Origin of the sequence: Oscillochloris sp. ZM17-4 (assembly GCF_019599295.1) — a bacterium.
Lineage (GTDB): Bacteria > Chloroflexota > Chloroflexia > Chloroflexales > Chloroflexaceae > Oscillochloris.
In genome coordinates, this window is the sequence record NZ_JAIEWN010000036.1 from 31,352 (window position 1) to 51,416 (window position 20,065).

17 protein-coding genes and 1 pseudogene are annotated in these 20,065 nt (G+C 68.7%); 9 read left to right on the forward strand and 9 right to left on the reverse strand.

All coding sequences use genetic code 11. From position 1 onward, the window contains the following. The first annotated feature begins 65 nt into the window (after positions 1 to 65). Positions 66 to 1,361, forward strand: coding sequence for a GAF domain-containing sensor histidine kinase (locus tag K2Z83_RS20920; protein WP_220597130.1), 1,296 nt, complete (start codon positions 66 to 68; stop codon positions 1,359 to 1,361). 59 nt (positions 1,362 to 1,420) lie between these two features. Continuing rightward, complete coding sequence (locus tag K2Z83_RS20925; protein ID WP_220597131.1) at positions 1,421 to 2,068, forward strand: response regulator transcription factor; 648 nt, start codon at positions 1,421 to 1,423, stop codon at positions 2,066 to 2,068. A gap of 167 nt (positions 2,069 to 2,235) precedes the next feature. On the opposite strand, the gene K2Z83_RS20930 is transcribed toward K2Z83_RS20925, so the two are convergent. Next, positions 2,236 to 3,174, reverse strand: coding sequence for a N(4)-(beta-N-acetylglucosaminyl)-L-asparaginase (locus K2Z83_RS20930; protein ID WP_220597132.1), 939 nt, complete (start codon positions 3,172 to 3,174; stop codon positions 2,236 to 2,238). A gap of 371 nt (positions 3,175 to 3,545) precedes the next feature. Between K2Z83_RS20930 and K2Z83_RS20935 the strand changes: the two genes are divergently transcribed. Next, a complete protein-coding gene (locus K2Z83_RS20935; RefSeq protein ID WP_220597133.1) occupies positions 3,546 to 4,910 on the forward strand; it encodes a sigma-54 dependent transcriptional regulator in 1,365 nt (454 codons plus the stop codon). 138 nt (positions 4,911 to 5,048) lie between these two features. Here K2Z83_RS20935 and K2Z83_RS29640 read toward each other — a convergent pair. From K2Z83_RS29640 to K2Z83_RS20955, 4 genes and pseudogenes are all read right to left on the reverse strand, one after another. Continuing rightward, positions 5,049 to 5,237: pseudogene (locus K2Z83_RS29640) on the reverse strand (CsbD family protein); the annotation flags it as partial. Positions 5,238 to 5,405: 168 nt separating this feature from the next. Further along, positions 5,406 to 6,224, reverse strand: coding sequence for a hypothetical protein (locus K2Z83_RS20945; RefSeq protein ID WP_255604367.1), 819 nt, complete (start codon positions 6,222 to 6,224; stop codon positions 5,406 to 5,408). Next, on the reverse strand, positions 6,208 to 7,755 hold the full coding sequence (locus K2Z83_RS20950) for a VanW family protein (protein ID WP_220597134.1): 1,548 nt from the start codon (positions 7,753 to 7,755) through the stop codon (positions 6,208 to 6,210). The genes K2Z83_RS20945 and K2Z83_RS20950 overlap by 17 nt, the downstream gene beginning before the upstream one ends. A gap of 316 nt (positions 7,756 to 8,071) precedes the next feature. Beyond that, a complete protein-coding gene (locus K2Z83_RS20955) occupies positions 8,072 to 8,269 on the reverse strand; it encodes a hypothetical protein (RefSeq protein WP_220597135.1) in 198 nt (65 codons plus the stop codon). A 234-nt stretch (positions 8,270 to 8,503) separates the two neighbouring features. On the opposite strand from K2Z83_RS20955, the gene K2Z83_RS20960 reads away from it, so the two are divergent. Together K2Z83_RS20960 and K2Z83_RS20965 are read left to right on the forward strand one after the other, a co-directional pair. Continuing rightward, complete coding sequence (locus K2Z83_RS20960) at positions 8,504 to 9,268, forward strand: SDR family oxidoreductase (RefSeq protein WP_220597136.1); 765 nt, start codon at positions 8,504 to 8,506, stop codon at positions 9,266 to 9,268. 9 nt (positions 9,269 to 9,277) lie between these two features. Beyond that, positions 9,278 to 9,583 carry an MGMT family protein gene (locus tag K2Z83_RS20965; RefSeq protein WP_220597137.1) on the forward strand — a complete coding sequence of 102 codons (306 nt, stop codon included), beginning with the start codon at positions 9,278 to 9,280 and terminating at the stop codon, positions 9,581 to 9,583. Positions 9,584 to 9,623: 40 nt separating this feature from the next. Here K2Z83_RS20965 and K2Z83_RS20970 read toward each other — a convergent pair whose 3' ends face one another. The 3 genes from K2Z83_RS20970 to K2Z83_RS20980 all read right to left on the reverse strand — a co-directional run bounded on the left by K2Z83_RS20970 (position 9,624) and on the right by K2Z83_RS20980 (position 12,239). Beyond that, complete coding sequence (locus K2Z83_RS20970) at positions 9,624 to 10,526, reverse strand: Uma2 family endonuclease (protein WP_220597138.1); 903 nt, start codon at positions 10,524 to 10,526, stop codon at positions 9,624 to 9,626. A gap of 80 nt (positions 10,527 to 10,606) precedes the next feature. Beyond that, a complete protein-coding gene (locus tag K2Z83_RS20975) occupies positions 10,607 to 11,362 on the reverse strand; it encodes a hypothetical protein (RefSeq protein WP_220597139.1) in 756 nt (251 codons plus the stop codon). Beyond that, a complete protein-coding gene (locus K2Z83_RS20980; protein WP_220597140.1) occupies positions 11,355 to 12,239 on the reverse strand; it encodes an MBL fold metallo-hydrolase in 885 nt (294 codons plus the stop codon). The genes K2Z83_RS20975 and K2Z83_RS20980 overlap by 8 nt, the downstream gene beginning before the upstream one ends. Positions 12,240 to 12,681: 442 nt before the next feature. Here K2Z83_RS20980 and K2Z83_RS20985 point away from each other — a divergent pair, with 442 nt between their 5' ends. The 3 genes from K2Z83_RS20985 (at position 12,682) to K2Z83_RS20995 (ending at position 17,216) form a co-directional block, all read left to right on the forward strand. Next, on the forward strand, positions 12,682 to 13,728 hold the full coding sequence (locus K2Z83_RS20985; protein ID WP_220597141.1) for an acyltransferase: 1,047 nt from the start codon (positions 12,682 to 12,684) through the stop codon (positions 13,726 to 13,728). Positions 13,729 to 13,840: 112 nt separating this feature from the next. Further along, positions 13,841 to 15,445 carry a DUF512 domain-containing protein gene (locus K2Z83_RS20990; RefSeq protein WP_220597142.1) on the forward strand — a complete coding sequence of 535 codons (1,605 nt, stop codon included), beginning with the start codon at positions 13,841 to 13,843 and terminating at the stop codon, positions 15,443 to 15,445. 31 nt (positions 15,446 to 15,476) lie between these two features. Continuing rightward, positions 15,477 to 17,216, forward strand: a complete 1,740-nt coding sequence (locus K2Z83_RS20995) for an HD domain-containing phosphohydrolase (RefSeq protein WP_370650238.1) — start codon at positions 15,477 to 15,479, stop codon at positions 17,214 to 17,216. A gap of 75 nt (positions 17,217 to 17,291) precedes the next feature. On the opposite strand, the gene recJ is transcribed toward K2Z83_RS20995, so the two are convergent. Next, a complete protein-coding gene (gene recJ / locus K2Z83_RS21000; protein WP_220597143.1) occupies positions 17,292 to 19,004 on the reverse strand; it encodes a single-stranded-DNA-specific exonuclease RecJ in 1,713 nt (570 codons plus the stop codon). 272 nt (positions 19,005 to 19,276) lie between these two features. On the opposite strand from recJ, the gene K2Z83_RS21005 reads away from it, so the two are divergent. Continuing rightward, a partial coding sequence (locus K2Z83_RS21005; RefSeq protein ID WP_220597144.1) for a hypothetical protein occupies positions 19,277 to 20,065 on the forward strand: 789 nt, incomplete at its 3' end.

Genomic DNA, 20,065 nt, shown 5'->3' on the forward strand with positions numbered 1-20,065 from the left:
GGGAGGCCAGGCCACACACCAGCATCGCCGGTTTGTAAGCCGCAGCCCTTTGGTATAATGGGCGCATGACAGCCCCCACCCATACACAGACACCCGACCCCGCCCCAGACAGCGAGGTGGAGGCCCTGCGCCGCCGCGTGGAGGGCCTGGAGCGGGTCAACAGCATGCTGAAGACCGAGCACATCCAGCTTGAGCGGATCAGCCGGGTCTTCCACGTCACCCACGCCCTCGCCGTGGCCATGCAGTCGGCCAGCGACATCTCCGAGGTCCACGAGCGCGTGCTGACCCTGATCACCGCCGAGCTGGGCTACGAGCGCGCGGTGCTGGCCGTGGTCGAGACGCACGACATGGTGCTGACCGGGTGGCTGTGCAGCACCAGCGGGCCGGGGGGCCACGTTCAGCGCATGCCCCACACCGCCCGCCTGCCCCTCGACGATGAGAGCTGGCCGCTGGTGGCGTCGCTGCGCAGCGGCACGCCCCTGCTGGTGGCCGACGGCAGGTCGCCCACCGGCGATGTGCAGGCGAACGCGCTGCTCGGCCTGTGCGGCTACGTCGTGCTGCCGATGGTGCTGCTCGGCCAGCCCCTCGGCGTCCTGATCGTGGACAACCCGCTGGGCGGGCGGGCGCTCACCGCCGCCGACCGCGACCTGCTCCAGCACGTGGCCAACCACACCGCCGTGATGATCGGCGGCATCCAGACGGTGGTCAGCCGGGCGCAGCGCCTCGCGATCGAGGAGGAGCGCGCGCGGATCGCCCTGGAGATCCACGACGCGATCTCGCAGCAGCTCTACGGGATCACCTACACGATCGGCGCGTGCGCCCGCCAGCTCCCCGCCAACCCCGAGTCCGTGCGCGAGCAGCTGCTCTACCTGCTGCCCCAGGCCCAGCACGCCGCCCAGGGGCTGCGCCGCGCGATCTTCGACCTCTGGCCCGACGACCTCGACGCCGCGCGCTTCAAGGAGGAGCTGTCCGCCTACCTAGAGGAGATCGCCGCGCCGCCCCGGCCGCTGCTCTTCCTCCAGGTCGACGCCGTCTTCGACATGCTGCCCGCCCTGACGCGCCGGCAGCTCTACCGCATCGCCCAGGAGGCATTGAACAACGCGGCCAAGCACGCCGCCGCCCGCCAGGCCAAGCTCACCCTGCTGAGCCAGGGCGCCGAGGTGGTGATGCGCATCGCCGACAACGGCCGGGGCTTCGACCTGGCCGGCATCCTGCACGGGAGCAACGCCCGGGGGCACTACGGGTTCACCAGCATGCGCGAGCGCGCCGAGACGATCGGCGGCCAGCTGCGCATCGACAGCGCGCCCGACGAGGGCACCACGCTCACCGTGATGATCCCCTTCCGCATCCGCGATGCCTGACCGATCACGCCTGAGCCGCCACAGCGCAGACGGCAGGCACCTTGCCCGGAGGTGAATCCATGATCCGCGTCTTTATCGTAGATGACCACGCCGTCGTACGCCACGGGATCATGAGCATGCTCAAGATCGAGGGCGACATTGAGGTTGTGGGCGAGGCCGACAGCGGCATGGCCGCCATCGAGAAGGTTCGCGCCCTCGGCCCCGGCGTCGTCCTGCTCGACCTGAAGATGCCGGGGATGGGCGGATCCCTCACCTGCCGCGCGATCAAGGAGGTCTCCCCGAGGACGCGGGTGCTCATCCTCACCGGGGTTGGCGCCGAGCAGGAGGTGATGACGGCCCTTGAGCACGGTGCCGACGGCTACATGCTCAAGGACGCCCCCGCCGAGGAGCTGCTCCACGCGATCAGGGTGCTCGCCGACGGCCACGCCTACCTGCAGCCCAGCATCACCCGCCGCGTCCTACGGCGGCTGTCGGCCGGGGCATCGCCCCAGCAGCCCCTGCTGCCGCCCCAGCTCACCCCTCGCGAGCTCGATGTGCTGCGCCTGATGGCCACCAGCCGCTCGAACAAGGAGATGGCCGAGGCGCTCACCGTCACCGAGGAGACGGTGCGCTCGCACATCAAGAGCATCCTGGGCAAGCTGCGCCAGCCGAACCGCATGCAGGCGGTGCTATTCGCCCTGCGCCTGGGCATCATCGAGCTGGAGTAGGGACGGTAGCCCGCTACGTCCCTCCGCGCTGCGCACGGAGAGGGTGTGGGAGAGCGAAGCTCTTTATTCGCGCTAACAAAAACTGGTTCTGCTGCGGCGCGGCTACGCCGCGCCGCAGCAGAACCAGTGCGGCATGTGGCGCTGATTTTTAGGGCGGCAGCCCTTCCCTACAGCCCCCTGGGCGCCACATACACCCGCGGCGCCAGATCGAAGGAGCCCATGCCATCCCGCCGGAAGGCGAAGCTGCGGCCATCCGCCGTGCTCAGCGCGGTGAAGCCGCCCGCCGCATCGACGGCGACCATGTTCATGATCACCTTCGCCGGGTCCATCCCCAGGTCGTCCAGGTCGGCGAAGGCCGCCCGGCAGGCCTGCTCCACGCCCATGCCCTGGCGCAGGTAGAGCACCGTGCTGCGGGCGGTGCAGGCCCGCATCGCCAGCTCGCCCCAGCCCGTGCAGGCCGCCGCGCCGTAGCGGCTGTCGGCGTAGTTGCCCGCCCCGATGATCGGCGAGTCGCCCAGGCGGCCCGGGTACTTCCAGGCCCAGCCGCTCGTGCTCACCGCCGAGGCGATCCGGCCCGCGCGATCCTGGGCGATGAAGTTCACCGTGCCGGCGGCCCGCTCCGGGTCAGTCGCCAGGCCCGCCGCGCGGCGCAGCAGGTCGGCCATCACCGCGCCCTGGGCGTCGCGGAACTGCTCGGGCAGCCGCCCGGCGATGCCCTCGCGCCAGACCTGCGCGGCCGGCTCGGTCAGCAGGTCCTCGCGCTCCATGCCCAGCTCGGCGGCGAAGCGCGCCGCGCCCTCGCCGGCCAGCATCACATGGGGCAGCTCATCCATCACCCGGCGGGCCAGCGTGATCGCGTAGCGATAGCCGCGCAGCGCCCCCACCGCCCCCGCCCGCAGGCTGGAGCCATCCATGATCGAGGCGTCTAGCTCCACCTCGCCGAGCAGGTTCGGGAAGCCCCCGTAGCCCACCGAGTGGTCGGCCGGGTTATCCTCCACCAGCCGCGTCCCAGCCTCCACCGCGTCCAGCGCCGATCCGCCGGCCGCCAGAATCTCCCAGGCCGCATCCATCCCCACGTCGCCGTTGCTGCTTGCGATCAGGAGCATTGTCTCTCGCTGCTTTCTACTGTCGGTCTGCCGATGAATTGACGACGAACGACGAGCGACCAATGACAGAGCAGGGCGTCGTTCGTCGCTGTCTAGAAAAGAATACGAGGAGCCGAGCGCTCAGCCGCGCGAGTCGCGCCCCACAAGCTCCGCCACCGCAATAAGCAGGACGGTGCGGTCATAGAGGCCTCAGGCGAGCGGTCGACATCCGAGAGCGCCGGATCGCACAAGCAACCGCATATTCATCACACAGCTTCGGCGGCTATAATGATACACGAATGCCGCCGGGTTGACAATCGCCCACAGTGTGGCCAGCGCCGCCACGAGGCGCGGCGGTAGGCCGCGCATGTGTCTACATGAGGTGACAACCTATGGCCCTTGAACTTGAGGGGAGCACCATCCTCATCGCCGATGACGAGGCGCCGATCCGTGAGATGCTCCAGGACATCCTGGAGCAGGAGGGCGCGCGCACCATCCTCGCCGGCACCGGCAGCGAGGCCCTGGCCGCCCTGAGCGCCGAGATCCAGCCCGATGTGGCCATCCTCGATGTGCGCATGCCGCCCCCGGACGGCCTCGCGGTGCTCCAGCAGATCCGCAGCAAGGGCATCGACCTGCCCGTCCTGATCATCACCGCCCAAGACTCATCGACCATGACGATCGAGGCCATGCAGCGCGGCGCCTACGACTACCTGGCCAAGCCCTTCGACACCGACGAGATCCTGCACACCGTCCAGCGCGCCCTGGAGCACCGCCGGCTCACCCGGCGCCTGATCGCCCTGGAGAAGCGCATCCCCGCCGACCCGCGCGACATCCTGATCGGCCACAGCGCGCCCATGCAGCAGGTCTACAAGCTGATCGGCCGGGTGGCCGCCAGCGAGGCGACCGTCCTGATCACCGGCGAGAGCGGCACCGGCAAGGAGCTGGTCGCCCAGGTGCTCCACCGCAGCTCGATGCGCCACGAGGGGCCGTTTGTCGTCGTCAACTGCGCCGCCCTGCCCGAGACATTGCTGGAGAGCGAGCTGTTCGGCCACGAGAAGGGCGCCTTCACGGGGGCGATGGCCCAGCGCAAGGGGCGATTCGAGCAGGCCAACAAGGGCACGATCTTCCTCGATGAGATCGGCGAGATGAGCCCGAACACCCAGAAAAAGCTCCTGCGCGTGCTCCAGGAGCGCACCTTCGAGCGAGTCGGCGGCAACATCGCGGTGCGGGTCGACATCCGGGTGATCGCCGCCACCAACCGCGATCTGCACCAAGACGTGGGAGCCGGCGGTTTTCGCGAGGATCTCTACTACCGCCTGAACGTCGTGAACATCCACGTGCCCCCGCTGCGCGACCGCTCCGACGACCTGCCGCTGCTGATCGACCACTTCCTGCGCAAGCACCGCGTGGGCGGGAGGAACGCCCGGCTCAGCGAGGCGGCCATGGCACAGATCGCCAGCTACGATTGGCCGGGCAACGTGCGCCAGCTGGAGAACGCCATCGAGCGGGCCGTCATCCTGGCCCAGGGCAGCCTGATCGGCCCCGAGCACATGCTGATCGCCGAGGGCGGCTCGGCCCACGACCGCAGCCTCGCCGACGCCCTCGGCCGCCTGCTCGACATGGGCGGCGGGCTCGATGCCGCCCTCCAGGCCGCCCGCCAGCGCCTGATCGACCTGGCCATCGAGCGCAGCGGAGGCGACCGGGCCGCCGCCGCGCAGCTGCTCGGCGTCCCCGAGGATGAGCTGAGCTCGGCGTAAAAAAGCGGGCCAGGGGCGATATTCGCCCCTGGCCCGCGCCACACTACGGCCCTACTTATCCTGGCCGCGGGCGAAGTCCGGATTGGCGTCGCTACGTGCCTCGGTGCGCTCACCACGGGCGAAGTCCGAGTTCGACGAGCCAAAGAAGGTGTCCACCTCGCGCTCGACGCGGGCCTTCTCCCAGCCGTAGCGCTCCTGGAGCCGGCCGAAGAGCTTATCGCGCTCGCCGGCGATCTGATCCCAGTCGTCGTCGGTCAGCTTGCCCCACTGCTTGCGGGCCTCGCCCTTCATCTGATTCCACTGGCCCTTGATCACGTCCCAGTTCATCGTAATAGCCATCAAGATCCTCCTTGATTGTTTCATCGAGGTATGACGGGGCCGCTGCCGCCGTCGCGGATCTATCTGGCAAGATGCGTGCCAATGAGGGATTGCAGATTGTAGATTGCAGATTGCAGATTAGCTGCCAATCTGCAATCTGCAATCTACAATCTGCAATCAGAGCGGCCGGAAGCAGTGCGGGTTGGCCCGCATCAGGTCGTCGCTGCTGCGGAAGCCCTGGAGCACGAGGGGCGTGCCGAGCGAGCCGAGGGCCACGATCGGGCCGGTGACCATGAAGGTGTAGCGTCCGGTGCGCTTCGGGTCGGGCAGCGAGCAGTAGCGCGCGAAGCCCTCGCGGCCCAGCTCCGACTCGACGAACTCGCGGTCGGCGCCGAGCTTGAAGCCCTGGCCGAAGACCTTCACCTGCAGCTGGCGCAGGATGGTCTTGTCGAAGTCGTGCAGCGTCTGGGTGATGAAGAGCCAGCCGACGCCGTACTTGCCGGTCATGCGCACGCTCTGGGCGAGCAGGGTGCGCGTGCGCGCGCCGTCGGCGCTCTCGCTGGCGTGCTCGCCGGCGAAGAGGTGGGCCTCGTCGAGCACCACCAGCGCGTTGCTCTGCTGGCCGCCGTGGAAGCTGCGGTGGATGACCTGGCGCAGCCGGGTCAGGATCTCGTTGAGCAGGAAGTAGGGCACCGCGTCGTGGGCGCCCTCCTGCGAGAAGGAGAGCACCACGATCTCGCGGTCGGCCAGCACGCGCTGGATGATCTGCGAGAGCGGGGTGCGCCCGCTGTCGGTGCGGAAGGCCGTCAGCGACTCGGCCCAGATCCGCTTCAGGCGGGCCTCATCGAGCTGGTAGCGGGCCAGCACATCCTGGGCCCGCTGGCCCTCGCCGGGCGTCGTGCCGGGGCGGCTGGCGTAGATCACATCGGCGAAGCGGGCCAGGTCCTTCACCAGCAGCGGCAGGTCGGCCCCGCGCAGATCAGCCGCCGGTGTCATTGGTGAAGCGCATGTCCTGCACGCCGGTGAAGATCGCGGCGTCGAGGCCGGGCGGCTCGCCGAGCTCCTCGTACCAGCTGATGCGGAACGAGTGCTCGTGGCGCTCGACGATCGGCAGCCCGCCCCAGAAGGCCGCGCGGAACACCGTCGTGCTCACCTGACACAGCCCGCCGCCCCACTCCTTCTGGGTGCGGTTCTGGATGATCGCGTAGCCCTCGACAAAGCCGTTCTCAGCCGTCACCGGGCCGAGGTTATCGTTGAAGGAGAAGGTGCCGCCGGGCGGGATGAGCACGCCGTTCATCTGGCGCGCCCCGGCCCGGATGTTGGTGATCCGGTACTGCTCAGACCTGGAGAAGGAGCTGAGCCCCAGCCCAACCTGCGCGGTGATGCCGAGGCTGGCCAGGTTGGTCTCATTCACCGGTGGGGGCAGGGCGACCAGCGGCAGGCGGATCGCCCGCGGCCCGCCGCCGAGCGCGGCGTTGATCTGCGCCAGGGCCTGGGAGGCGTCCAGTCCGCGCCCCGGGTCGCCCGGCGTGGCGATGCGCAGCGCGCCGTCGTTCCAGTCGATCCGGGGCAGGGTGCCCTCCTCGCGCAGCGCGGCGGCGACAGGCATGAGGGCGCTGCGGATCGCGCCCTGGTCTACGCTCACCGCCACAGCGGGGCGGCCATCATCGCCCGTCGTGTGGCGCAGGCTGAGCCATCCGGCGATCTGGGTGGTCGGCCACGCCCAGCCGCAGCCCGGAGCGCAGCGGCTGCTCGGGCTAGACAGCGAGATCGGCCCGTCGAGCAGGGTGCGCAGCCGCGCGACGGCCGGGGCCATGTCGGCGTCGCGCACGCGCGGCTCGAGGGCGCGGGTGCGCAGCACCACCGGCTGCGGGTCAAGGGCCTGGGCCGCCGCCGTGATCTCGGCGATCGTCTCGTCGACCATCACCTGGATGCCCCAGGCCTCCGGGCGCACCAGGATCTGGGCGTCGGCCAGGGCGACATCGGCGTTGGTCGGGGGCACCTCGACGCTGGTGGCGAGGCCCAGCAGGTAGCGCTGCATCGCGGCCTGGTCGATCAGCAGGCGCAGCGGCAGATCGACCCCCTGGTCCCACACGGCGGCGGCGGTGCGCAGATTATCGGCCCGCTCGTCCTCACGGCCGATGGCGAGCGCCGCGCCCACCGCCCCGTCCACATCGAGGCTCACGCCGAGCTCCTCGGCGCTGGGGCGCCAGATCTGCGCGCCGTAGCTAATGCTCACCGGGCTATAGAGAAACGAGGCGTAACGCCGCGCGATCGCCCGCCGGGCGGCGTCGCGGTCGAGGCCGCCCACCGGCACGCCGCGCACGCTGATGTGCGGGTAGATCCGCTGCGCGAGCCCGCGCTCGCCGAGGAGCACCGCCGCCGTCGCCAGGGTGGCCGCCAGGGCGGCGAGGGTGAGCAGCACAAGCAGCCACTCGAAGAGCCGCCGCAGAGGGCCGCGGGCGCGCGCGCGCGGGGTGGGGCGTCGGCGCTCGCGCGGCGGCACTGACACCGTCCGCTCGCTCATGGTACCGTGCGTCGCTTTCCTAAAGGGTGAACGATGAGCGGAGTGTACACCACAGCCCGCACATCGTCAAGAGTTATGTGGCAAAACTCAGGGCATGAGCAACGTCGCTGGCGGCTGAAGCCGCGTCGCGGAGGCCTGCGGCCGACCGCCCACCTTCGTGGGCGGATCCGGCGTCGGCCTGCGACGACGCCCGGAGCAACGCTCCCCGCCGGCGCGACTTCAGTTGCCAGCCGGATTCGGCCCTTCTGAAACCTTGTCTAACAAATAATGCGGGGGCGGCTTCGCCGCCCCGCACCCCCACCGGGAGGTGACATCGCTACTGCCGACGCCGGCGCAGCTGCCAGCGCCAGATCACCGTCCGCTCAGATGCGCTATCAGCGCTCGTGTCATCGTCGAACAGCGACACATCCCCGGCGACACGAGCATTCATCCGGATCGTCGGCCTCGTGCTGATCGGGTCCGTCGCCAGATGCCGCTCGCTGCGCGTCGGTAGCTCCTTCCGTGACTCGTGCATGGATGCCTCCCAGTGAACATAATAAGTGCGTAATCCATGCATCTAAACGCGCCGCCTCAACCTTCCGGGCGTCGGTAGGAGAAAGTGAAAATAGTGTTATCTCTGAGGCATATACGATGAGCGCCGTTCATCAGGCGATATATTGTGAAAAATGGTATCATGTGGAGGCAAGGAGAGTCGTACATTTTTGATTGTCTCGCATCTGCGATCGATACATCATAAAGGAGGCAACCCATGGCCGAGGTAGGGCAGTTGAGCGGGAAGGTCGCCCTGATCACCGGGGCGGGCGGCGGGATCGGTCGGGCCACCGCCCTGGCCTTCGCGCGGGCGGGGGCCAAGGTTGTGGTCGCCGACATCTCCGAGGCGGCCGGCGAGGAGACGGCGAGCCTCTGCAAGGCCGAGGGCACCGACGCGATGTTTGTGCGCGCCGATGTGTCGAGCCGCGCCGATGTAGAGATGCTGATCAACCGGGCCGCGCAGACCTACGGGCGGATCGACATCGCCCACAACAACGCCGGTATCGAGGGAGCCCAGGCGATGCTGGCCGACTACCCAGAGGATGTCTGGGACAAGGTGATCGACATCAACCTGAAGGGCGTCTGGCTCTGCATGAAGTACGAGCTCCAGCAGATGCTCAAGCAGGGCGGCGGGACGATCGTCAACACCTCGTCGGTGTCGGGGCTCACCGGCTCACGCGGGGTCTCGGCCTATGTGGCCAGCAAGCACGGCATTGTGGGCCTCACCAAGGCGGCGGCCCTGGAGTACGCCCGCAGCGGCATTCGGGTCAACGCCGTCTGCCCGAGCACGATCGACACAGCGATGATCGACCGCTTCACCGGCGGCGACCGCGAGGCCCGCAAATCGTTCGCCGAGGGCGAGCCGATCGGCCGCATGGGCACGCCCGAGGAGGTCGCCGCCGCCGTGCTCTGGCTCAGCTCCGATGCGTCGTCCTTCGTCACCGGCGCCACCCTGGCCGTCGACGGCGGCCGCCTGGCGTAGGGGCGCAGCGTGCTGCGTCCCTACGATGACATCTACGCCGCCGTGGGCCGCATCCCGCCCGGCCGGGTGAGCAGCTACGGGCGGGTCGCCGTTGCCGCAGGCCTGCCCGGCCACGCGCGCATGGTCGGCTACGCCCTCCACGCCCTGCGCGGCGACGCCGCCGTGCCCTGGTGGCGGGTGGTCAACGCCGGTGGCTATATCTCCAACGCCTACGGGCGCGAGCACCAGCGCTCGCGCCTGCTGGCCGAGGGCGTCGCCGTCGATGAGCGGGATCGGGTGGATCTTGCGGTCTACCTGTGGGATGAGGAGGCGTAGGGACGTGTAGGGATGCAGCGCGCTGCGTCCCTACACGTCCCTACGCGTCCGGGCTTTCCCCGAGATGACGGAGTCGCTCGCCCAGACGCTCGGCGCGCGCGCGCTCATCCTCGGCCTGCCGCTGCGCCGCCTCGGCCTGCCGCTGCGCCGCCTCGGCCTGCCGCTGCGCCACCTCGGCCTGCCGCTGCGCCACCACAATCTCCCGATCCACCGCCTCGGCCCGTCGCTGCGCCGCCTCGGCCTGCTGGAGCGCCTGCTGCATGCGCTGGATCGCCGTGGACGCCTGCCGCTCGGCCGCCTCGGCGCGCTGCTGGGCCGCCTCGGCCCACTGCTGGGCCGCATCGGCCTTCTTGGCGAGCCCGTCGCGCCCAAGCAGTACATCTTCGTAGGTTGGCAGACGCCGCCCATTTGGCCGGTAGATCTCCAGCTCCTCTACGCCGATCACAAAGCGCAGCCCGAGGCGCGGACTCACCCAGCCATCGATCTGCACAATCTCTAGCAGCTCGTCGCCCGTGCGCAGCCAGCCCTCAAGCTCGTTGGCCTCCGGGTCGTACAGATAGTACTCCTCGACCCCGTACTCCTCGTAGAAGCGGAACTTGCGCACCATCTCGCGGTGGCGGTTCCCCGGCGAGAGTACCTCGAAGACGACCTGCGGTGCCACGCCCGCCTCAAGCCACTGCATGTACGAGCCGCGGTCGCCCTTGGGCCGGCCAAAGGCCACCAGCGCGTCGGGGGCGACGCGGATGTCGGGTCGGCCCTCGACCGGGTACCAGAGCAGGTTGCCAGCCACGAACACATCGTCCTGGTCGGCGAAGATCGCCTCCAGCCCACCGGCGATCGTGACGATCCAGCGGAACTGGCGCGTGTTCTCGGCGATCGGCTGGCCATCGCTCTCGGGGTAGAGTATATACAGCGGCTTCCCGCGCTTGATGCCGGCGCTCATGTGGTACCTCCCTTCGCCATGTCTACACGGATAAGGATAGCATATCCGGCGCGCGTTGTCAAACACCTGTTCGCATCAGCCTACGCCACATGGGCGACCAGGGCCGCCGCCATCCCGAGATCATCGCCGGCCTGCAGCCGGTAGGCCGCCCGCACCAACCCCGTCAGATCGCCCAGGACATCGAGCGCCACAACCGGCAGCGGGGCGATCTGGCTGGCCCGCCCCGCGCCCCGCCCCACCAGCAGCACCGTCGCCGGCCCCGCGCAGCGCAGCAGGTCGCCGCCCGCGCCGTCGCCCCAGATCTGGAGCCCGCCCGCGCCGTCGCTCACATGGACAACGCCGCGCGACAGGAGACGCATCCCCCGCCCCACGCAGGCATCCAGCAGCGGGCCGCAGCCCTCGCCGATCAGCAGCGCCGCACGACCGGCGTGCGCCAGCGCCGCCGACCGGACCGGCGTCCGCCCGTGGGCGCGGGCCAGCAGCGCGCCCAGCTCCCAGATCGCCGTGATCGCATCGCCGAGCGCATCGGGCGGCAGGCAGGCCAGGCCGTAGCCCCGGTCGGCCTGGGACAGCAGCAGGCGCGAGCCATCCCCAGCTAAGGCCGTCGGCCCGTGGCGGAAGAGGCGCAGATCGCCGATCTGACCGGTCGCCTCGGCCAGCAACACATCGATCTGGAGCGTCGGCACCGACTCGATCAGCTCCGTCGGCAGGTGCGCCCAGTCGCCCAGGGGGAGCTCCCTGTCAAGCGCCTCGCTCAGCGCCCGGCTATTTGTGCGCACCGCCAGCGGCAGACCGAGCAGCGGCAGCCAGTGCTCGTACTCCAGCGGGCTAGCCACCGCTCAGCGCCCTCTGCTTCCAGCCGAACTGGTCGGGGTCGGCCGCCCCGCCCAGCGCGATGAACACGCTCTCCACATTCACCCGGTGCTCCCCACGGTTCTCGGCCTCATTCTTCAGGCGGAGGCCGGCGCAGGCGGCCTTCGCAGCGTCCAGGTTACCGCCGGATGCCAGCGCCGACTCCACCCCGGCGCGCAGCCTGGCGAGGTAGTCCCTATCCTCGGCGACGCGGGCCGCGATGTCGGCCGGGGTGAGGGCGGGCCTGCCGTGGCCGGGCACCGCCAGGCCGGCCGGCACGGCGGACAGGCGCTCGATGGTGGCCTCATACTCGGAAAGGCTCTCGTTGATGAAGGGGATCTCACAGTCGCTCAGGGTGTCGGCCGCCCAGAGCCAGCCCTCATCGGGGCAGAAGATCGCCAGCTGATCGTTGGCGTGGCCGGGGATGTGCATGATCTGCAGCCGCGCCCCGGCAAACTCCAGCTCGCCCACGTCGCCGATCAGCCGGTCGGGCGTCGGGATGACCAGCGGCGCGGTGCGCTCGTGGCCGTTCTGAGCATCCCAGCGCGCCACCTCACGCAGGATGATCTCCCGGTCGCGCGCGACCGTCTCCGGGTAGCGGGCCTGGGCCACGATCGGCGCGGGGGGCAGCCGCTCCGGCCCCAGGATATGGTCCCAGTGGCTGTGGGTCAGCACGATCATGGCGACGGCTGCCCCGCGCTCGGCTACAAAGGCGGCGATAGCGTCGGTCTCATCCGGGTGCGGCCCCGGGTCGATCAGCAGCGCCCGGCCATCGCGCAGGAATACCCCGGCGTTATAGTTCATCGAGCGACTCGGGAACACCCACAGGCCGGCGGTGATCTGGGCTGGGCTGGAAGACATTGCTCACCTCATACATGCGCCAGATGTCGCGCTGGAAAAGCTCGGCCCACAGCCTACAAGCAGAGTCCGCCACGGCGAGCCAGACGCGGCGTGGAGGCACGGTGCGAAGCACGGGGAGTTGTGTGTAGCCGATTATACCGACCCGCCCGAGGTTTGTCTATCCGGGCCGCGCGCCCGACAGTGCCGGCTGGCCGCGGGCCTTGTCGCGAGGACGCCTCCCCGCCGTTATGTTGCCAGCAGCAACACCGTGTACGGTGAGGGCGTGGGAGAGCTTCGCTCCCCCACAAAAAAACTGATGGTGCTGCGGCGCGGCTACGCCGCGCCGCAGCACCATCAGTGTATCATGTGCCTGATGGGCACACGCCGTTATGGGAGAGTGTTAGGATTGGCCGCGAGGGCAGTCGCGCTACGCCGCACATCGACACTCGCCCACCAAGGTGCCATGTCAACTCACACACGCGTCGCCCAACCGCGAAGACTCGCCTTCCTCGACACCCTGCGGGCGCTGGCCGTCCTCGCAGTGATGCTCGCCCATATGCTCAGCGAGGTCTCGCCGAGCTTTGGGCAGTTCCGCTTCAGCATATTCGACTCTGGCAGCTTCGGCGTCACCGTCTTCTTCATGTGCAGTGGGTTCATCATCCAGCCCTCGATCGAGCACGCGCCGTCGCTGCGTAGCTTCTGGCGACGCCGGATCTACCGGCTCTACCCGCTCTACTGGTGCAGCGTGCTCGCCACCGCCGCCGTGATAGCGCTGGGCCTCACTCGGCCTAACCCTCAGATCGCCGCCGCTGCGCCGCTGATCGTGCTGGCGAACCTGACGATGCTCCAGAACATGCTCGGCGCCCCGCATCTCCAGATCATCTACTGGTCACTGAGCTTTGAGCTGATCTTCTATCTGATCGTCACCTTCTCTGTGTTCGCAAAGATCAACCGCTACAGCATAACCATTACCGCCGGGATGATCGGCGCGACCCTGATTGTCGAGGTAGTCGCCCCGCTGCTGGGCGGCCCCAAGGTGCCGCTGGCGCTCTGTGGGTTCCTGGTGATTATGTTCAGCGGGGTGCTCTTCCACCGCGCCGCCGAGGGCCAGATCAGCACGGGCGCGGCCCTGAGCCTGGCTGCGCTCGGCCTCGCGGTGAATATCGCCGCAGCACTGGTCGACTCGCTCATGCGCTACAGCGGCTGGTGGGACAACCTCTTTCTGATCAGCGCCTGGAGTGCCAGCTACGTCGTATTTATCGGGGCCTACGCCCTGCGCGACAGCCCGCTCCTAGCGCTGCCGCCCCTCCAGCTCATCGGCCGCATCAGCTACTCGATCTACCTGCTGCACCTGCCGATCACCCTGATGATCCCCCCGATCGGCGGGCCAATCATCAGCGTCGCCATCTGGTCGGCGACCACCCTCGGCGTGGCAACGATCACGTTCAGGGCGATCGAGCAGCCGATGATCAGGCGCGCAAGAGCGTACGACAGGGGCGCTGGCAGGTGATCCGACCCGCGCAGGGGTACATCATTGAGCGCAGTGTAGTATAATAGTACTTCCAGACACGAGTATGCCATATCGTGCCCTGCAACGAGCAGACACCGAGTAAATATCCACTGTGGAATACCAGCCAAACGTAAAACATATCACGGGCGAGGGCGGCCTGATCAGCGCCGTCCGGCCCGATAGCATCGCCGCCGAGCTTGGCCTCCAGCCCGGCGACATGATCGTGTCCGTGGGAAGCCAGCGCCTGCGCGACGTGATCGACTACCGCTTCACCATCGCCGATGAGCGCATCGAGGTGCTGGTGCGCTCGGCCGCCGGCGTCGAGTCGATCTACGAGATCGAGAAGGACCCCGACGAGGATCTGGGAGTCGACTTCGACGAGCCGCTCTTCGACCGGCTGCGCACCTGCAACAACAAGTGCCCCTTCTGCTTCCTCACCCAGATGCCGAAGGGCTTCCGCAAGACGCTCTACCTCAAGGACGACGACTACCGCCTGTCCTTCATCTACAACAACTTTGTCACCTTCACCAACCTGACCGAGGACGACTGGCGGCGCATCGAGGAGCAGCATCTCTCGCCGATGAACATCAGCGTCCACGCCACCGACCCGGCCTGGCGCGCGGTGATGCTCGGCAAGCGCGATGTGCCCGATGTGCGCGATCAGATCCGCCGCCTCGGCAGCATGGGCATCGCCGTCCACACCCAGATCGTGGCCTGCCCCGGCGTCAACGACGGCGACGTGCTGCGCCAGAGCATCGAGGATATGGCCGCGCTCTACCCGATCGTCCAGTCGATCGCGGTGGTGCCCGTCGGCCTGACCAAGTACCGCTTCGAGGGCAAGGCGCCCAAGTCCATCCGCGCCGCCATCGAGGTCCACGAGACGCCCGAGTGGATCGACACGAACTGGGAGCGGCAGCCTCTCTGGGAGGAGGCAGGAGGCAGGAAGCAGGAGGAAGAGAAGCGCAGTGCCTCGGGGCAACCGATGATCCTGCTGAGCAACGCACCGGATCCTGCCTCCAGCCACCTGCCTCCTGCCTCCGCGCCCCTCCACGACCCGGCCCTGGGCTTCTGCTCGCGGCTGGGCGCGGCCACCGACGTGCCGCTGCGCTGCTACACCGGCGCGGAGGCCACCGAGGTGCTCGACCTGATCCTCGGCTACAGCCAGCGCTACCAGCGTGAGCACGGGCTGACCCTGGTCTACCCCAGCGATGAGTTCTACATCCTGGCAGGCCGCGAGACGCCCGCGGCCGACTTCTACGACGATATGCCGCAGTACTCCAACGGCATCGGCATGGTGCGCGACTTCCTGGACGGGTGGGCGAAGGCCAAGCGGCGCCTGCCGGCGCGCATCCCCCACCCCGCCAGCGTCGCCCTCGTCTGCGGCACCCTCGTCGGCCCGATGATGGAGCAGGTCGCCGCCCGGCTGAACACGATCGAGGGGCTGAGCGTCCAGGTGCTGCCGGTGGTCAACCAGTTCTTCGGCGAGACGGTGACGGTCAGCGGGCTTCTCACCGCGCAAGATGTCATCCCGGCCCTGCGGGCGAGCGGCTGCACGCGCGCCATCCTGCCCCGGGTGATGTTCGATTACCAGGGCGCGCGCACGATCGACGAGCAGAGCCCGCAGCAGATCGCCGAGGCCGCCGGCGTGCCGGTGGCCCTGGCCGGCGACCCGGCCGAGCTCGCGCGCTACGTGCGCGCCCTGGCCCAGGCCCGGTGATGCAATTGCAGATTGCAGATTGAGAGCGGCGATGAAGAACAGATCAATCTACAATCTGCAATCGAGCGATCTGCAATCCGACGAGGGGGCACCTATGACTGTCCAGCAGACCCGGCTCCAGCAGTATGTCGAGGTCATCCAGCAGGCAAACCAGATCGCAGCCAGCACGGAGCTCGACGCCCTGCTCGATAAGATGCTCGGCCTGATCATCAGCGTCACCCAGGCCGAGGCGGGAACGCTCTACCTCTACGACGCGGCGACCCACGAGCTGGAGTTTAAGGTGGTGCACGGCAGCGCCGAGAGCGGGCGGCTGGTCGGGTCGCGCATCAGCGCCGACCGCGGCGTGGCGGGCCAGGCCCTGCGCAGCGCCGGCCCCCTCTTCATCGAAGATGTCGCCAGCGACCCGCGCTGGGACCGGGCGACCGGCGAGCTGGCCGGCTTGCGCCTGCGCACGATGTACTGCGTCCCGCTCATCCTGCGCGGCCAGCCGGTAGGTGTCGTCCAGGTCTTCAACCTGCCCATGGACACCTGCGACGACGCCGACGAGCTGGCGCTGATCGAACTGCTCTGCTCGCGGCTGGTGACGGAGGTGGAGAAGACCCGCCTGCTTGAGGAGTCCCAGCGGCGCGCCAAGCGCCAGCAGGCCCTGGTCGAGATCATCTCAAACCTGACGACCACGCTGGACAGCGACACGCTCCTGAACCGGATCATGACCCACGCCTGCGAGCTGCTGGGCGTGGAGGCGACCTCGATCTGGCTGCGCGACGCGCAGAGCGGCGACCTGGTGCTGCACCTGGCCACCGGCGAGATGCGCGAGCACATGCACGCCAGCCGCGTGCCCAGCGGCCACGGCATTATCGGCCACGTGGTCGACACTGGCGAGACGGTGGTGGTGAACGATGTCACCAAGGATGATCGCTTCTACCGCAACATCGACGCCCAGAGCGGATTTCAGACCCGGGCCATCCTCTGCGTGCCGATGCGCGCGCCGAAGATTATCCTCAGTGGCGAGCGCGGCGAGGTGGAGGAGCAGGTGATCGGCGGCGCACAGGCGCTCAACCCCTTCAGCAAGCGCGCCTTCTCGCAGGATGACATCAGCCTGTTCGAGTCGCTGGCCAGCCAGGCCGCCACGGTCATCCGGCTGGCCAGGCTCTACGAGGAGACGGACAAGCTCTTCACGCGGATCATCGACGCGATCACCGGCGCGATCGACCTAAAGGACCCCTACACGCGCGGCCACAGCCAGCGGGTGAGCGACTTCTCGGTGGCGATCGCCCAGGAGCTCGGGCTGCCAAGCCAGGATGTCTACCGGGTGCGCATCTCCAGCAAGCTCCACGACGTGGGCAAGATCCGCGTGCCCGACCGCATCCTCAAGAAGCGCAAGGGGCTCACCGAGGCCGAGTTCCGCCAGATGCGCCAGCACCCCACCTACGGCCTGGAGTTCCTGCGCGAGAACGGCCTGCTCGACCTGGAGCTGCTTGAGAACTCGTGGCAGGCGCTCTCGCAGCACCACGAGCGGCTCGATGGCCGCGGCTACCCCGCCGGAATCAAGGGCGATGAGATCACGATCTTCGGCCGGATCGTCGCGGTCGCCGATGTGTTCGACGCGATCACGAGCCACCGCCCCTACCGCCCGGCCCGCACCGCCGAGCAGGCGATCACGATCCTGCGCTCGGCCGCCGGGACGGAGTTCGACCCGGGGTGCGTCGAGGCGCTGGTGCGCGCCCGCGAGTGTGGGCATATCAAGACCCAGGACGAGCGGGCCGGGTAGGGGCGGCTTCGCCGCCCGTATATTTTTCATATATGCCTGGTGTGCGGCTTCGCCGCACACCAGGCATATATGCGATCATGCGCGCCGGAAATCCTTCACGTTCAGCTGGAGCTTGCGCGCGCCGTTCCACTCGTTGACCTCCAGGGTGTAGAGGACATCGATCTGCGGGTGGCGGCGCAGGGCGTCGGCCAGGTGGCCCAGGCGGAAGGCGATCGCCTCATAGGGCGCGCCGCCGTCCTTGCGCAGCACCAGCTTGAGGTGCTGTCCGTCGGCCCCGCGGGGGCGGGCGTCCACCACCTGCACCCCGGCGCTCATCAGGTTCGGCTGGGGGTTGGCCTGCCCAAACGGCTCCAGCTGAGCCAGGTCGGCCAGCATATCCCAGCTCAGATCGTTCAGGCCCACCTCGGCGTCCACGCGCATGCTCGGCTGGATCATCTCATCGCTCAGCTGCTCGGCGGCGATCGCCTGGAGCCGCTCGTCCAGCGCGGGGATGTTCTCGTTGGCGATGGTGAAGCCCGCCGCCGCCGAGTGGCCGCCGAAGCGCTCGAACAGATCGCCGCAGCTGGTGAGCGCGTCAATGATGCTGAACCCCGGCACCGAGCGGGCTGATCCGTGCGAGGTAGGCTCGCCACGCTCGATCAGCAGCACCGGGCGGCCCCACTCCTCGGCCAGCTTGCCGGCCACCAGGCCGACCACGCCGGCCTGAAAGGCCTCGCCGTCGAGCACCACGACCCGCCGCTCCGAACGCCCCTCGGCCTCGGCCATAGCCTTGGCCGCCGCCTGCACCTGCTTGGTCAGCTCCTGGCGGGCCCGGTTGGTCTGGTTCAGCTCATCGGCCAGCGCCTTCGCCTTGGCGTAGCCATCGGCCAGCAGCAGCTCGTAGGCCCGCACGGCGTCGTCCAGCCGGCCGGCGGCGTTGATCCGCGGGCCGAGCATAAACCCGATGTCCGAGGAGCTGACCTTGCCCAGGGTCAGGCCGGAGACCTCGACCAGGGCGCGCAGGCCGGGGCGCTGCGTCGCGTTCAGCGCGTCGAGGCCGGCCTTCACCAGCACGCGGTTCTCGCCATCCAGCGGCCCCATATCCGTCACGGTGCCGAGGGCCACCACATCGAGCAGGTCGCGCCCGCGCAGCTCGCCGAGGCGCAGGCCGCGCTTGACGAGGGCCTGCACGAGCTTGAAGGCGATGCCGACGCCCACCAGCTGCTTGTAGGGGTAGGCGCAGCCGGGCTGCTTGGGGTTGACCACGGCGAGGGCGGCGGGCAGCTCCGCGGGCGGGTGGTGGTGGTCGGTGACGATCACATCGAGGCCGAGTGCGTTAGCCTGGGCCACCTCATCCACATTGCTGATCCCGCAGTCCACGGTGATCAGCAGGCGCACGCCGTCCTTGGCGAGCTGGCCGACCGCCAGGTTATTCAGGCCGTAGCCCTCGCGGGTGCGGTGGGGGATGTAGGGCCGGATGTCCCCGCCCATGGCCGTGACCGCCTGGACGAGCAGCGTCACCGCCGTGACCCCGTCGGTGTCGAAGTCGCCGTAGACCGCGATCGGCTCACCCTCGGCGATGGCGCGGGCGATGCGGGCGCTGGCCTCGGGCATCCCCTTCATCAGCATCGGGTCGTGCAGGCCGCTGCGGTAGTCGGCGTCCATAAACTGCTGCACCGCGCCCGGCTCGCGCAGCTGGCGCTGGTAGAGCAGGGTCGCCAGCAGGGGGGTGCGGCCGATACGGCGGGCGAAGTCGGGCGGGGCGACGGGCATCAGATCCCATCGCTTGCGGCGTGCAGACAGGGGCATCGCGGATCTCTTCTGGCTATGGCCGGTTTCCGTGCAGGTACCAACGGGCATTATAGTGCCTCCGGGGGGAGTGTCAACAGCGCCTGAGGCGCGAGGGCTCACGCCTACATATACACCGCCTCACAGTGCGCAAAGTTACCCCGCGCACGCAAAGCCCTTGGTGTCCCGCCCCCCCGGTGCCGGCGGGAAGACAAACGAGATGTACAATGATGCGTGGCAGATCCTGAGAGGAAGCCCGTCGCGCGATTGTCAATTGCAGATAGCACACCCGCATGCCTCCCACACGACAGAGCACCTTCGCCCGCCGTCTCACCACTATTCGCGGCCAGCTCATCCTCGGGCTTGGGCTGATCGTGCTACTGATGCTGATCAGCGCCGTCATCGCCGTCGTCGGCCAGCAGGCGGTGACGCGCCGCATCAACGACACGCTCCAGGAGGTCGCCGATGAGCGCGACCTTAGCCTCCAGGTGCAGAACGCCTTCCTGATGGCCCGCCAGAGCGAGGGCGAGTTCATCAGCTCCTGGCGTGTGATCGGGCTCGCCGACGCCCAGCCCCTGATCGCGGCCAACCGCCAGCACCTGGGCGCCGCCCGCGCCTACCTCGATCAGATGGGCGCGCTGCACGGCGTCGACGTCGCGCAGGATCACGACTCGCCCCTGCGCGAGGCCTCCACCCGCCTGCGCCCGCTCCTCGACAGCTACGAGCAGACCTTCCAGGCGACGGTCGAGCAGATCAGCCGGCGCAGCGATACCGACGGGCTAGAGGCCGACCTGCGGGCCCGACTCAGCCAGATCGACATCAGCACGCAGCGGCTCGCCGACCCAGTGGTGAACGCACTCATCCTCCAGCTGCGCTCCGACAGCCTGGCCTACCTCTCGACCCAGCGCCAGGAGTTCGCCGACACGGTGCGGCTGCGCCTCAGGCACCTGAGCGACCTGCTGAGCGACTCCCCCGATGGTGAGCAGATCCTCGCCGACGCCGGGCGCCTCAGCCAGTCCTTCAGCAGCCTAGTCGATCTCGATAGCGACATCGCTCACAATATCGCTATCTTCCAGGATCTC

What these genes read in the sequence shown, in the direction of transcription:
- K2Z83_RS20945 (WP_255604367.1), bottom strand. Translation starts at nt 6,224, where the DNA reads ATGACACCGGCGGCTGATCTGCGCGGGGCCGACCTGCCGCTGCTGGTG.
- K2Z83_RS20980 (WP_220597140.1), bottom strand. Translation starts at nt 12,239, where the DNA reads ATGTCTTCCAGCCCAGCCCAGATCACCGCCGGCCTGTGGGTGTTCCCG.
- K2Z83_RS20995 (WP_370650238.1), top strand. Translation starts at nt 15,477, where the DNA reads ATGAAGAACAGATCAATCTACAATCTGCAATCGAGCGATCTGCAATCC.
- K2Z83_RS20930 (WP_220597132.1), bottom strand. Translation starts at nt 3,174, where the DNA reads ATGCTCCTGATCGCAAGCAGCAACGGCGACGTGGGGATGGATGCGGCC.
- K2Z83_RS20955 (WP_220597135.1), bottom strand. Translation starts at nt 8,269, where the DNA reads ATGCACGAGTCACGGAAGGAGCTACCGACGCGCAGCGAGCGGCATCTG.
- K2Z83_RS20960 (WP_220597136.1), top strand. Translation starts at nt 8,504, where the DNA reads ATGGCCGAGGTAGGGCAGTTGAGCGGGAAGGTCGCCCTGATCACCGGG.
- K2Z83_RS20920 (WP_220597130.1), top strand. Translation starts at nt 66, where the DNA reads ATGACAGCCCCCACCCATACACAGACACCCGACCCCGCCCCAGACAGC.
- K2Z83_RS20935 (WP_220597133.1), top strand. Translation starts at nt 3,546, where the DNA reads ATGGCCCTTGAACTTGAGGGGAGCACCATCCTCATCGCCGATGACGAG.
- K2Z83_RS20985 (WP_220597141.1), top strand. Translation starts at nt 12,682, where the DNA reads ATGTCAACTCACACACGCGTCGCCCAACCGCGAAGACTCGCCTTCCTC.
- K2Z83_RS20925 (WP_220597131.1), top strand. Translation starts at nt 1,421, where the DNA reads ATGATCCGCGTCTTTATCGTAGATGACCACGCCGTCGTACGCCACGGG.
- K2Z83_RS20970 (WP_220597138.1), bottom strand. Translation starts at nt 10,526, where the DNA reads ATGAGCGCCGGCATCAAGCGCGGGAAGCCGCTGTATATACTCTACCCC.
- recJ (WP_220597143.1), bottom strand. Translation starts at nt 19,004, where the DNA reads ATGCCCCTGTCTGCACGCCGCAAGCGATGGGATCTGATGCCCGTCGCC.
- K2Z83_RS20950 (WP_220597134.1), bottom strand. Translation starts at nt 7,755, where the DNA reads ATGAGCGAGCGGACGGTGTCAGTGCCGCCGCGCGAGCGCCGACGCCCC.